Annotated in this window: 7 protein-coding genes; 3 read left to right on the top strand and 4 right to left on the bottom strand. The window is 54.8% G+C overall.

What is annotated here, in order from left to right; genetic code table 11:
- Nucleotides 1-369 precede the first annotated feature (369 nt).
- The 4 genes from H6F67_RS04525 to H6F67_RS04510 form a co-directional block, all read right to left on the bottom strand.
- The gene (locus H6F67_RS04525; RefSeq protein ID WP_190763772.1) at nt 370-897 is read right to left on the bottom strand and encodes a DUF937 domain-containing protein; all 528 of its coding nucleotides are present in this window, start codon (nt 895-897) and stop codon (nt 370-372) included.
- A 121-nt stretch (nt 898-1,018) separates the two neighbouring features.
- On the bottom strand, nt 1,019-3,922 hold the full coding sequence (locus H6F67_RS04520; protein ID WP_190763770.1) for a DUF4912 domain-containing protein: 2,904 nt from the start codon (nt 3,920-3,922) through the stop codon (nt 1,019-1,021).
- Between the two features lie 787 nt (nt 3,923-4,709).
- A complete protein-coding gene (locus H6F67_RS04515) occupies nt 4,710-5,804 on the bottom strand; it encodes a hypothetical protein (protein WP_190763769.1) in 1,095 nt (364 codons plus the stop codon).
- A gap of 100 nt (nt 5,805-5,904) precedes the next feature.
- On the bottom strand, nt 5,905-7,458 hold the full coding sequence (locus H6F67_RS04510) for a calcium-binding protein (protein ID WP_190763767.1): 1,554 nt from the start codon (nt 7,456-7,458) through the stop codon (nt 5,905-5,907).
- Nucleotides 7,459-8,356: 898 nt separating this feature from the next.
- Between H6F67_RS04510 and H6F67_RS04505 the strand changes: the two genes are divergently transcribed.
- From H6F67_RS04505 to H6F67_RS04495, 3 genes are read left to right on the top strand one after another with little or no spacing between them, the layout of a single operon-like run.
- On the top strand, nt 8,357-9,115 hold the full coding sequence (locus H6F67_RS04505) for a peptidylprolyl isomerase (RefSeq protein WP_190763765.1): 759 nt from the start codon (nt 8,357-8,359) through the stop codon (nt 9,113-9,115).
- Entirely contained in the window at nt 9,112-12,126 is a 3,015-nt protein-coding gene (locus H6F67_RS04500) for an ABC transporter transmembrane domain-containing protein (RefSeq protein WP_190763763.1), read from the top strand. The genes H6F67_RS04505 and H6F67_RS04500 overlap by 4 nt, the downstream gene beginning before the upstream one ends.
- Before the next feature lie 35 nt (nt 12,127-12,161).
- Complete coding sequence (locus H6F67_RS04495) at nt 12,162-13,634, top strand: HlyD family type I secretion periplasmic adaptor subunit (RefSeq protein ID WP_190763761.1); 1,473 nt, start codon at nt 12,162-12,164, stop codon at nt 13,632-13,634.
- The last annotated feature ends 59 nt before the right edge of the window (nt 13,635-13,693 follow it).

The raw sequence follows: 13,693 nt of genomic DNA, 5'->3' as shown, positions 1-13,693 counted from the left end.
GTATGTGGGTTACTTTGAATAAACTGTTCGAGCGTTTCCATTGTCTGAGAGGGTAGAGTTTGAGGCACACCCTCAGCCTACCATTTGTTCACATCCTATTTAGGCTGCCTGTAGGAAAGATAAGCAAATAGACTGAAGATTCGATCGAGCCGACAACTACTACCTAGACAGTTAAGACAATTAGGAGAACTCGATCGACAAAAGCCTGACTCAAATCATGCTTAATACGAGCATGAAATCGAAGCAAAACTATCAAAGAAATTGCTAGGTCGTCGCGCGATCGCCGCTGCTTGAGCCTCAACTTTGCAAGCAAATGTAGGAGCCTAGCATCTCTAAGCTCCTACATTGACTGCAGTCACAATCTAGCACTTAGACTTGAGCCGGACTGAGAAAACGACTGGCAAATTTGAACACGTCACCCAGGTTTGTATTGCCATCGCGATCGCCATTCAAAAATGCAGTCAAAAGTGGATTGCCGCCGGGTGCTCCTGGCTTGCTTGCGCCCATGCCCAGCAAACCCAACACCGCCGGAATCAGCGTCGGCAACATGCTTTGCAGCAGATTCGGGCTGATTCCAGTTTTCTGAGCAACCCCTTGAATCAACTGCTGTTGAATCTGCGGCGGAAATAGCGAAGACATCGCAGCAGTGTTTGTCCCTGCACCAACTCGACCGAGCAAATCTTCAAGCTGATTGCTGCCCATCACGCCCTGTTGCTGTGCCAAGGTTGGACGCAAAACCGATCCCAAAGCAGATAGAACTGATTGCGTTTTAGCCGCATCAAATCCTTGGCTCGATGCCACTTGCTGAATTGAATTCGTAATCGATTCAAGCTGAGAAACAGAAGCTTGCTGATTCGGATTGTTGATCGCGCTCAATACGTCAAAGAAAAGTCCCATGATGTTTAACCAAAGTAGTTGTTCACTGTTCGATCGCAGCAGTCGTTTCGGTTTGTACAGGGGCAGTTTGTCACTCGCCCCTATGCCGAATGAGGAAAGTAATTTCCGTCTCGATCGCCCGCTAAAGACGGCTCAAAGAAAGGACAACTTGTCCCTCGTTATCTTCAAGATGGGTGTCGAAGAAAAAAGCGCAAAGCGTCGTGGTCTCGCGAACATCCAGCTTGAGCGTGTCGCGATAGCCATTCAGCGATGACCAAGTTGCTCCAACTTCCACATCCGTTTTTTGGTTCACAAATTTGCCGCCATAAATCCACAGCAGCACGATCGGCTCACCTGCATAATTGTCCTCAGTGCGATAGCCAAACGCGCCGCTCTTAATGCGAACGTTGTAAGCGCCCGGAGGCAGCGTTTGAGAAACCGAAGTTTCCTGCTCCAGCTTCCGCATCGCCTCTGGATGAATGTAGTAGCAGTTGCGCTGGCTGTGCACCAGCAGCGTATCGATCGCATCTTGGCTTTCAACCGTCAGAGTCACTTCCCCTTCGTTGTCATTAAGATGCGTATCGAAGAAAAAGGCGTTGAGCGTTGTTGTTTCGCGAACTTCGACCACCATCTGATCGCCCAGTCCGTTCAGCGATGACCAGGTTGCGCCCACTTCAATATTTGTGGCGCGATTCACCACTCTGCCGCCATACAGCCACAGCAGCACGATCGGTTCGCCCGGATGTCCCGACGAGGCACGATAGTCAAACTCACCGCTCTTGAGCGTGATCGTGTGAACGCCAGGCTGAAGCACTTTTGCCACCGCCGTTTGCTGTTGCAGCCTCGCCATCGAGTCAGGCTCAATCAAAAAGCAGTTCTTCCGGCTGTCCACCACTAGCTCATGCATTTCATCATGAGTGCGATTTGCTGCGCCTCGATCGGAAACGTTTTTGCCATATCCAAAAGCGGTTGCCGTCGCACCAGTCGCGATCGCCGCACCTCCCAAGCTGGCAACCTTGCTAACCGTTGACGTTCCGGCAGGTGCAGCCGCTGGAATCGGAGTGGCCGCTGACGCTTGCAGCCGTGCCGAGGGCACATGAACAGAAGTCGATCGCGCCAGTCGCAACCAGTTTCCGTCCTGCGTTTCGTAGCCTAGCTCAGCCACATAGTCGCGATCGCTGACGGGAATTGGAACATGCAAATCCTGCTGCTGTTCGCTGCAAGCAAAAGTCTGAGTGCTGACTGGCGGGTGGATGTCGAGATCGACATTGGTGGCATCGTGAACGCGCAGCATCAGCTTTTGTCCGCCCTGCTGACGCAAATCCGCCTTGTGTTCGTTTGAAACTTCCCAGTAGGCATAGGCTTCCTTATCACTGCGGGGGGTCAGAACAATGCGGCTATTTTTGTCAACCGCAGGCTGATTCACCAGCGATCGCGCAGCCACACCCGCAGCAGCAACGCCAGCAGCTATTCCAGCAGCCACCGGAACAGACGGACGCACCGTTGCTTCATCCGTTGCGATCGCAGCGCGAGGAGCCGCTTTCACAGGTTCACCGCTGGGCTGACAGGCAGGAACGCGAACATGACTCGATCGCGCCACCTTGAGCCACTGGCCTTCTCCGGTCAGATAGCCCAGTTCTGCGACATAATCGCGATTGTCGATCGGCACGGGAACATGCAAATCCTGCGCGTGTGCATCACAATCAAACTGCTTGAAGCTGTGCGCCGATTGACGATTCAAATCAATGTCCGTGACATCGTAAAGCCGCACCATCTGCCGCCGTCCGCCCCGCTGCCGAAAATCTTCATGCACCGCATCGGGAACTTCCCAGTACGCATAAGCTTGTTTGCAGTTGCGCGGCGTCAAAATCATGCGGCTCTCCGCAGGCGCGATCGCTGCTGCCCCCGAAGCGGCGATCGGCGCAGCCACCTCACCCGCTCGATCCTTGAGCAGCCACCAGAGCAATCCGCCCACTAGCGGAATCGCCAGCCAGCCCAACCACCAAGCTCCTCTGCCGACCGGATCAGCATCGGCAGTCGGTGCCGCAGCGATCGTCGTCGGTTCCGGTGAAGCGGCGGCTGTAGGTGCAGCGGCTGCGGCGGGCGAGGCAGTAGGGGAAACAGCTTCAGGAGCCGCAGGTGAAGCAATGACAGCAGCGTTTGCCTGCCGTGCTGCTTCAACGGCTTGGCGATTATTCGGATTGGTGGCGTAGCCGAGAAACGCTTGCGCTGCCGGATTGGGCGTTGGTCCTTTGTAGACGTAGAGCAGCGGTTGTGAGAACGGATAGCGCGGATCGGTCGGCAGCGTGTCGTGCATCCTGACAATCTTCACATCCGATCGACCCGTCACCTGATCGACGATCGCATAGCTGATGCCATCGTTGCCCAACGCTGCAATCACGGCATCCGTACTGTCTTCAGACGCCGTGATTGCAGTTGCTCCCGTTTGAAACGGTGCATTTTGGAAAACCGGATAGTTCCGGAACGCTTGGCGCGTATCGCTGGTTTCTGGGCGATCGACAAAGCGGATCGGCCCCGCCGTGCCGCCGACCTGCGCCCAGTTGGTAATTTCGCCTCGAAACATTCTCGCGAACTGGTCGATCGTCAAGCTGCCCGCAAACGGATTATTTGGTCCAACAATCATCGCAATTTTGTTGCGCGTGACCGGAACAGCCACGAGTCCTTGCGCCTTTTCTGCCTCCGTCAGCGGACGCCCGATCGCCGCAACATCAATGTCGCCCGCCAGCAAACTTTGCAGCGCAGCGCTTGTTCCGCCAGTGTTGATGTTGACGGTTGTACCGGAATATTGCGCTTCAAATTGTTCTTTAAGCGCTTCATTAATTTTCGCCATGCTGCTAGAGCCATCCACTCGCACCGTCGTTCCTTCTGCAACCGTAGAAGGTAGTGAAAAAGTCGTTTGAGCAGACTGAGCGATTGCCGGACGAATCGGGAACGAAGCTGCTGGAGCGATCGTCAGGGCTAGCAAAACGGCAAGAGACGCAAACGGAACGCGCTGAGGTTGAGATAGTTTACGAGCTTTGTTCATAACGATGCTTCCGCTACAAATTTTGGGGTTAATGGGGAGATCGAGCGAATCAAAATCAGCTAAAAAACTTCAAATCTGGATAGAAGACAGCATTGCTCTGAGCTTAGGAAACTCCCGTCCCAAGGCCATCCGAAATGAACCTGGGAACAGGAGCATTAAACCTGGTCTAGAAACGAGACTGGGTTTCGTTGTCACAAACAACAGTAGAAGACCTGCCAAAAGGTCACATCCGCCATTCCATCGATTGTGTCAAATTGCGAAAATAAGTGAAATCTTAGCGAAATCTGATCAAAATTCCGCTGAAATGTCAGATCTTGCTGTTGACAGAGTTTTCTCAAAGTGGTAGAGAAGCGACAGTAAACTTGCTGCCAAGTCGATCGCTTCAGCCGATCGCTTGCTGCTGAGCAAGTCGAATCGACAAGATAAAGAACTGTTGCAACTAGACGCCTCCGCTGCGATCGCAACTCAAGATCTAGACTTCAGCAATGCGGCGGAAGGATCGAGGATTCGACAATCTTCAAGCGACTTTCAATCAGGTGTTTTTCAATTGTTGAATTTCTATCCTGTTAAACTTCGATCTCACAATTTGAGTTCAAAAAGTAGTGTTTATAAGCAACAATATGAAACATCAATTCCGCATTCTGCTTTAGCAAGTCGCGCTTGAAAGCAGAGTCGATCGATGGGAAAAAAGCTTGAATTGAAACAGCGTTTCACGGGCAACGCGAACAAGGTTCTCGCCGTCGCCCATGAAACGCTGATATTGCGCGATCACAACCGCCACCAAGCGTTACTTGGTCAGTTTCGGATCGACCAGAGCATTGTGATTGTCGCTTAAACTGGGGCGCGATCGCTCACTCGTCGCGTTTTTGTCGATCGTGGCAGTCGTCATCGATTCTGGTGGTGCGATTGATCCTGACACAGCGGGTGCGGTTGCACGCATTGGTGTGGCTGCGGGCGGCTGAGGCGTTGCCCTGCGCGACGGGGCGATCGGCATCGGCACAGGTTGCGGCAGCGCAGTCACAGGAGAACTCGGTTGCGCCCAAACCAGTGCCTGATTCACATCGATCGGCAGGTCAGGCAGATTGGGCAGCGCCGCATTGGGCGCAGCTTGTTCCGTCGAAATGGCAGCCTGATCGGTGGGAATGGCAGGAATCACACTGCCGTTGGCAGCAGAAGAATCAGTAAGCTGCCTCAGCGCTGCGTCAGAGCCATAAGCGCGATAAATCGATTGCTGCAACAACTGCTGAACCGGAAGACTGTCATAGATCGGCGTACCTTCGAGCGACTCGATCGCCGCCATCACGCTTTGCCAGTCGCCCTCTTTCCTCGCCGCTTCCGCCCGATTCAGCAAGACCGCCTGCTGACTCCAGCGCTCCAGCAGTTCTTGCGCTCGCTCATATCGATCGCTCGTTGGCGGAATGGCAATCAGCATCGACAGTGCCATACCCATATCGCCTTGCTGATACTGACTGTTTCCCCGCTCTAGCAATTCCTGCGCCCAGCTTTCTCGAAGCTGACTGGCTTTTGCATAGTGCTGACTATTGGTTGGAATGCCCGACACCGTTGACAGCGCGATCGACAGCTTGCTTTCGCTGGCTGCGGCTTGCCCCCGTTCCAGCAGGTCAGCATACACGCTTTCCATCGAATCTGGCAGACGCGCTCCTGCCCCTCCACCCCAATTGGACAGCGACTCGATCGCTCGGTTGATGTCAGGTGGCAAAATGCTGGGTTGCGGCTGGGCGGGTCGCGCCGTCGTCGCCGTGCAAGCCGTTGTGCCCTCATCACATTCAGAAGTTTTTTGAGCATCTGGTGCAGACGGCTGCGACCAGAGCACCATCGCAGAGCAAACGATCGCTCCACCACCGAATACCCGACGATCCATAAGCACAAATACCTCCGGCAAAAAACAGTCGGCAAAAAACCGTGAGAAAAAAGATGCACCCGGATCGAACCCATCGAGAGAAACATTTGAGCAGCTACCGCTACCCCAGCGTGAAATTGCTGGCCGTAAAGCTGGCCGTGTTCGCCAGTCCTCCGGCTGCGGTCGATTGATTATTCAGGTTTGCCAGCACGCTAATATCGCCGCCGCCGCCGAGATCTTCGGAATACACCATCCGCGTGATGCCGAGCGTGCTGTTGAAGTAGACAAACACTCCTTCATCTGCCGTAATGCTAGCATTGTTGGCGATCGCAGATGCCGCCAATCCTGCGTTTGCAAACGCATCCGTCAGCACCAGCACATTGCCGTTGGCAAGCTGCCCGGAAGCACCTTTTTGGAACGTAATTGCATTGATGCCCAAATCAGCGCTATCCAAAACAAACTGGTCTTCCGCGATCGAAAAATCAGCAATGCCATCTGCCGCGCCCAGCACGTTAATGCCCGAAGGCGTTGCGGTAGGCGTTCCGTTCGCAAACGGATTGCCTTCATACACAAAGCGATCGCGACCTGCACCGCCCGTCAGCGTATCCACGCCATCGCCACCGACGAGGCGATCGTTCCCGCCATTTCCGGTCAGCACATCCGCACCTGCAAAACCAGTCAGCACATCGTTTCCATCACCGCCCGCAAGCGTATCATTGGCCGCCGTGCCCACCAGATTGAGGCTATCCGGCAAAGCGCCTCCGTTCGCGCCAACCAGCACAAAATCCTCGGCGTCAAAATTGGCAAGATTTGCCAGTCCGGTTGCACCCGCTTGATTTCGCAGATTTGCCAGCACGCTGATGTCGCCACCGTTTGCCAAATCGGTCGAGTAAACCAGCCGAGAAATGCCCAATGTGCTGTTGAAGTAGACGAACACGCCCGCGCCCGTCGTGATGTTTTCATTGCTGGCGATCGCTGCTGCTGCTGCCGCCGCATTTGGCAAGCTATTCGTCAAAACCAGCACATTGCCATCGGCCAACTGTGCCGCCTCACCTTTTTGAAACGTCTTGGTGCCGATGTTCAAGTCTTGCGCGTCGAACACAAACTGGTCTTCACCGACCGCAAAATCTGTAATTTCATCTGCCGCGCCCAGCACATCAATTCCAGTGCCGCCGCCGCGCGTCGTGATGCCGTTCGCGAACAAATCGCCGTTATAGAGAAACCGATCTTTGCCTGCGCCGCCAGTCAAAGTGTCAACGCCTGCACCGCCGACGATCGTATCGCCACCGTTGCCGCCGTTGATTCGGTCAATGCCTGCACCACCATCGATCGTGTCGTTGCCGCCGTCGCCCTTGAGCACATCATCGCCCAGTCCCCCAAACAGCAAGTCGCGACCGTTGCCGCCGTCCAGCCTGTCATCACCAACTCCCCCAAACAGCAGATCGTTTCCCGCGTCACCGCCGAGGCGATCGTTGCCATCCTTGCCCAGGATCACATCGTTGCCCCGGCCTGCTTCCACCCGGTTGCGAACTTGATTTCCGCTGATAATCTCGGCTTTTGCCGTTCCGCGAAATCGGCGGCTGTTGCGGACAGCGGCTCGCGTTAGGTCGGCTTGTTCCAGCAGACCCAGCAGCGAGTCGAGTCCCTTGAGAGAGGTATCTGAAAATTCCGTCATGACAAACTCCTTGTCAGTAAATAAGCAGCAGCGCGGGAGTCAGTCGATTTTGAGCAGCCAGTTGGCTGCAAGCGGTAGAGGGTAGGCTCACCGGACAAGCGCGATGACCTGCGAGGACGTGAACATGGAGAGAACAAGCTCCTGCCGCCCGATCGCGATCGATTACGCAAAATATCGAGATTGACTGAAATTGCCCGCACTGCACAAGAGTGACGCAGCGTCTTATCTACACCCTAACTTGCCTGGTTGCACCTGCATTCTGCGACAGGCACAGCATTTTTTCGTTTTCCTCATACCAAGATAAAGAAGCGATCGCATTTCGCCAACCAGAAGAACCCAGAAATATTTTCAGACCTTGTTCTTTTTTACACGCAAAGTCTCTAAACGATCGATCGACCAGGGTAAAAACCCGCTCAGCCTCGAAAATCTCATGATGCTAGCGACTGATTTATAGAAGGATCTCAGTAGTCGTTCGCTAAATCAGAGTAGTTTTTTTACATATAGGCAAAATTTCTGTAAATTGGAACCGCTGAAAACTTTAAATTCCAATTACAAAAGAGTGGTGACATTTCAAAACTTAATGCTAAACTGTCGAGTGCCTGGAGCAATCCAGCATCTACCAGAATTTAGTTAGAACCGCTGCTCAAAATCTAGTTCCAATTAATCCGGGCTAGATTACGACAGCTTACTTGAGCGAAGGCGACATTCTGCACCGTTTCGGCTCGCTTGAATCCAACTGCTTAGACCCAGGACATTGACTGCTAGGCAAGTTAAACGCTGACCCCGATCGATTCACAAGTCCTCATATTGCGTCAAAGCAGCTTCAACGGCATCGCCCGCTCATCGTTCTGCGTCCATTTCATGCAGCTTGTTCGCGCCATCTTCCTCTCCTGCGGCCATGAATTCCTACTTGAAAATTGGTGATCGCCTGCTTGATGGCGATCGAATCATTGCAGCCCTGGTTCAGTATGAACTGCTTGAACCGCTGGTCGGACAAATACTGGTCGATGCGGCGATCGCAGAAGTTCCCCTGTCGCAGCAAGAAGTGTTTCAAACGCTAATCGGCTCGACAGACCTGCCCATGCCCGAAGACTTCGATCGCTTTTTGCTTCAGTGGTGCGAACTCAAAAACGTGACGCCCACCTATCTAACAAACGTGATGATTCGACAAATGCGAATCGAAAAGTTCAAGCAAATTCGATTTGCGCCAAACGTCGAATCCACCTTTTTGCAAAACAAATCCAGCTTTGATCAAGTCGAATTTTCGCTGCTGCAAACCAACGATTTTCTCTTAGCACAAGAGCTTTATCTTCAGCTTCGCGACGACGAAATGGACTTCGCACCACTCGCCCAGCAATATGCGATCGACCGCAGCAACAGCGGACGCATTGGCCCGGTGCCGCTTTCCACCTTGCCCGAACCGATCGCCAATCAGCTTCGCGCCCAAACGCTCGGTCAGGTGTGCGAACCGATCGCGATCGACGACACCTACTGGATCGTGCGGCTCGACGGACGCAGCGAAGCCAACCTCAACGATCGCACCCGCGCTTCGCTAATTGACCAACTGTACAGCCAGTGGCTTCAAGCACAGGTGAAAGCCTTGCTCAATACGCCCGATGCGATCGCCTATGGAGTGCCGGAGGAAGCCACAGCATGACTTCAGTTGACCTTGCAATTCAAGCGCATTTGCCTGAATTTTTCGCCAGCCCGCCGTTCAATCAGCTTTCCGAGAAGCTGCAAAAGCGCCTCAGCGAAAAGCTGCAACTCTGCGCCTTTCGATTTGGGCAGGTGATCTATGCGCCCGGAGAATTGCCGATCGCCGTTCATTTCATCCTCCAGGGACGAGTGCGAATTCTTGCCACCACGCCAGAGCAGCCGACGATCGCCGTTGCAGGCAAAGGCACGCTGATCGGTTGGGACAGCTTGTTGCGGCGCGTTGCGACCGGAACCATCCGCGCTGCCGCCACGCCCGATGTGGAAGAAGTGTTGACGATCGCGTTGCCTGCCGACGAATTTGAAGCGATCGCCCTCGATCTGCTTTCGCATTTCGCCCAGCCCAGCCCGCTAGAGCTATTCGACACGCTCTCAGGCTTTTTGGCAAAAATGCCGACTCATTTTTCCGACAAGCAGCTTAAAGCAATCGTCGCGCAAATCGATCGCGAACACAGTGCGATCGTTCAAAACTGGCGTCCTGCTGACGGCGAGTTTCACCTCCAAACCCCCAGCGAAAATCGCACCTGGCTCTACAGCGGCGGCGCACCGCTTGATCTGCCGATTGGCAGCACGATCGCCGCACCCGACCAGCTTTCCCCCATTCGATCGTCTCCCTTCCCTGTGCGACTACTGGGCATCGATCGAGCCTTCCTTGCCGCCATCTTGCAGGGAGTCGTTCCCCCCAACTCGCCACCCCTAGCCCCCAATCCTCAATCTCCACCCGCCCCCCCTCAACCCCCAACGCTTCCTCCCACTGCCAGCAAACACTTCCCCATCCGCAAATCGCCCGTCCCCAACCCGATCGAAGACCTGGTGGCCTGCTTCGGGATGGTGTGCGATCGCTTGCAGGTGCCGTACCGTCATGATTCCCTGCGTCGCTGGCTCACCGAGCGATTCGGCAGTCCCGACTCTGTGCAAACCCTCGACGACTTCGATCCATATGACTTGTGCGTCCGCATCGGACAAGCGATCGGCCTGGAAGCCGACATGGTGCGGTTTACGCCGTCTCCCGGTGGACTCGATCGCCTCGAAACGCCCGCCCTGATTTACTATCGCGACGTATTTGTCGTGCTGCACGAAGCCAATCGATCGACCGTGACGATCGGTTCCCCCCGCACTGGCCTACTGCGGCTTTCTCCCAAAGACTTTGCCACCCGTCTTGCTCCGGTTTCCGATGGCGGCTTGCCGATTTGTCGAGCGATCGTGCTGTCGAGGCAGGCCCAAACGCCGATCGATCGATTTGGCTTCAAGTGGTTTATTCCCGCTCTCGCCAAACATCGCAGCGTTCTGGTGCAAGTGCTGATCGCCTCAATGTTCGTTCAGCTTTTGGGCTTAGCCAATCCGCTGCTGGTTCAGCAGGTGATCGACAACGTGATCGTCAGCGCCAATCTCGACGCAATGACCACGTTTGGAATTTTGATGGTGCTGTTTGCCTCGCTGGAAGGCGTTCTGACGATCGTGCGGATGTACCTGTTCGCCAGCACCACACATCGTGTCGATTTGCTGCTGGGCAGCGAAATTGTTCGCCATCTGCTGAGATTGCCGCTGACCTTTTTTGAGAAGCGTCCCGTCGGTGAACTGGCCGCCCGCCTCTCGGAACTGGAAAACATCCGTCAGTTTCTCACCGGAACCTCGCTCACCGTTGTCTTGGACGTGATTTTTTCCGTCCTCTACATCGGCGTCATGTTCCTCTACAGTGTCCGCCTGACGATCTGCGTGTTGCTCACGGTTCCGGTTGTCATCGCCTCCACGCTGCTGGTTGCCGCTATTCAGCAAAAGCTGATTCGCGCCAAAGCCGATCGCAACTCAAAAGTGCAGTCCTACCTGATCGAAATTCTCGGCGGCATTTTCACCGTCAAAGCGCAGCACATGGAATCGCTGGTGGAAACGACCTGGCGCGATCGCTACGTCCGCTACCTCAGTACCGGATTCACCACCGCCACCGTCAGCACGCTTTTCTCCTCGTTCAGTCAGTTCCTCAGCACCATCAGCAACCTGCTGGTGCTTTGGGTCGGTGCAGGCGCAGTTTTGCAGGGCGAACTCACCTTGGGCGGCCTGATTGCCTTTCGCATCCTCAACGGCTACGTCACTGGCCCATTGCTCAGACTAGCCGGACTGTGGCAGCGCGTCCAGGAAACCTCCTTGTCGATCGAACTGCTGGCCGACATCATGAACACGCCCGCCGAAGCGCTCCCTGAAGATGACGTTCACCTCCAGCTTCCACCGCTGCAAGGCGACGTGCAGTATCACGGCGTCAGCTTTGGCTTCAAGCCAGGACAGCAGCAGATTCAAAACGTAGACCTAGACATTCCCGCCGGATCATTTGTGGCGATCGTCGGTCAAAGCGGTTCCGGCAAAAGCACGCTGCTCAAACTCTTGCCGCGCCTGTACGTTCCCCAATCCGGCATGATTACGATCGACGGCTACGACGTGAACAAAGTCAACCTTGACTCTCTGCGCTCCCAAGTCGGCATCGTCCCCCAAGATGCCGTTCTGTTTGAAGGCACGATCCGCGACAACATTGCTTTGTTCCAAGATTTGCCTGATGAAACCGTAATCGCCGCTGCCGAAGTTGCCGACGCCCACAACTTCATCATGCAATTGCCGGAAGGCTACAGCACTCAGGTGGGCGAACGGGGTGCAGCCCTTTCTGGCGGACAACGGCAGCGAATCGCGATCGCCCGCGTCATTGCCCGCAATCCCCGCCTTTTAATTTTCGATGAAGCCACATCCGCCCTCGACTACGAAACCGAACGGCGCGTCTGCGACAACTTGATCAAACGATTGAGCGATCGCACCTGCTTTTTCATCACCCATCGCCTCAGTTCCGTCACGAGTGCCGATCGCATTCTCTACATGGAATCTGGCGTTCTCGCTGAACAAGGCACTCATGAAGAACTGATGGCACGCCGTCAGCGCTACTACTGCCTGTATGCTCAGCAGTCTCGCGTTTGACTTGTCACGTCCTCTTGAACATTCTGAGGTAACTCATGTCCTTACACCAATGGTTCACCAGTCCGGTCGGTTGGATGCGATCGCGCTATCAGCAAACGATCGATCGCGTCGAAGCAGACTTGGATGACAGCGCGCTGAACCTGCCCCAGCCTGCACCTTGGACACTGCGCTTAACACAAGTCATCTTGCTGGGTCTAACCGCAGGTGCAGTTTGGTCGATCGTGGCGCGAGTCGATGTCGTCGTCGATGCCAAAGGGCGGCTAGAGCCAATTTCGCAGTCACAGGCGATCCAGTCGCGAGTCGGCGGCGTTGTCACGGCTGTCCTCGTGCGCGAAGGCGAACAGGTCGATCAAGGACAACTGCTGATGCAGCTTGACAAAACCGCGCAGTTGAATCAGCTCAAAGCCCTGCTGCCGCAGCAAGAACAGCTTGTTGCCGAAATTGCTGTCCTGCGAACAGCCAGACGCGGTGGCTCGATCGATTCCGTTGCCAATCAGGTCAAAGTATCGCCCGAACTGATTCACCGCGCTCAAGACCGAATGCTGCTCGTTGCCCAGCTCAACGGCAACCCCAGCGGACTGAGTGCCCAACAGCGACAGCGCTATGAACTGTTTCAGCGGCAAATTCGCGATCGCCTTGCCCTCAACCAGCTTGCCGGATCAAGCTTGAACACGCAGATTGCCGGAATCGACACGCAAATTAACGAGCGCGAATATCAATCACAAGTCGAGCGCGAACTGCTAACGCAGCTTCAGCCGCTTTTGAGCCAGGGCGCAATTTCCCGCACGGATTTCCTGCGGCGCACCGTTGATGTCAACACGCTGCAAAGCCAACTGAATCAAGACCGTCTTCAGCGGCGCAACCTACAGCTTAGTCAGCTTCAAGCGCAAGTCGAAGGTCGTCAGGTCGTCGCCGCCGTCTACCAAGACTTGCAGCGGCAGCTTAGCGAACTCGACGCCGAATTTGACAACACCATTCAATCCAGCCAGCGCCAACTCATCCAGGTGAATTCGCAGCTAGAGCAGGTCAAAGCTGACCTTGACCAGCAAGACCTCCGCGCTCCTGCCGATGGTGTCGTCTTCGACTTGCAGGCCAAACTTCCGGGGGTCGTTGCCCAGCCCGGACAAGAACTGCTGCAAGTGGTTCCCAACGAATCGCTGATTGCCCGCGTTCAAGTTGCCAACGCTGACATTGCCAACATTCGGGTTGGAATGCCTGTTGATGTGCGCGTCGATGCCTTTCCGTTCACCGAATTTGGATCGATCGATGGCGTGGTTACGAAAGTGGGAAGCGAAGCGGTCGCCACCGAAACGCAAACGCCTGGTCAAACCGTTTTCCCAGTTGAAGTTCGCCTCGATCAGCAGTTTTTGCAGCAGCAATCCGAACAGTTTGTTCTCGTCCCCGGTATGACTTTGGTGGCAAACATTCGAGTGCGCGAACGCGCTCCAATCAGCTACGTTACCGAAGAACTTACCAAAGCGATCGATCGGATGCGAGCCGTGCGCTAATTCGATCGCTTGCTAATCTTTTGTTGACCCCCCCGACCATCAGCGCATCCGTACATCTA

The organism is Microcoleus sp. FACHB-1515 (assembly GCF_014696105.1).
GTDB lineage: Bacteria > Cyanobacteriota > Cyanobacteriia > Elainellales > Elainellaceae > JAAUTJ01.
Note: the sequence above shows the minus strand (reverse complement) of the source record. Positions and strands in the feature narration are given on the sequence as shown.

Coding starts and splice junctions, on each gene's coding strand:
- H6F67_RS04500 (WP_190763763.1), top strand. CDS start 9,112: ATGACTTCAGTTGACCTTGCAATTCAAGCGCATTTGCCTGAATTTTTC.
- H6F67_RS04520 (WP_190763770.1), bottom strand. CDS start 3,922: ATGAACAAAGCTCGTAAACTATCTCAACCTCAGCGCGTTCCGTTTGCG.
- H6F67_RS04515 (WP_190763769.1), bottom strand. CDS start 5,804: ATGGATCGTCGGGTATTCGGTGGTGGAGCGATCGTTTGCTCTGCGATG.
- H6F67_RS04495 (WP_190763761.1), top strand. CDS start 12,162: ATGTCCTTACACCAATGGTTCACCAGTCCGGTCGGTTGGATGCGATCG.
- H6F67_RS04525 (WP_190763772.1), bottom strand. CDS start 897: ATGGGACTTTTCTTTGACGTATTGAGCGCGATCAACAATCCGAATCAG.
- H6F67_RS04510 (WP_190763767.1), bottom strand. CDS start 7,458: ATGACGGAATTTTCAGATACCTCTCTCAAGGGACTCGACTCGCTGCTG.
- H6F67_RS04505 (WP_190763765.1), top strand. CDS start 8,357: ATGAATTCCTACTTGAAAATTGGTGATCGCCTGCTTGATGGCGATCGA.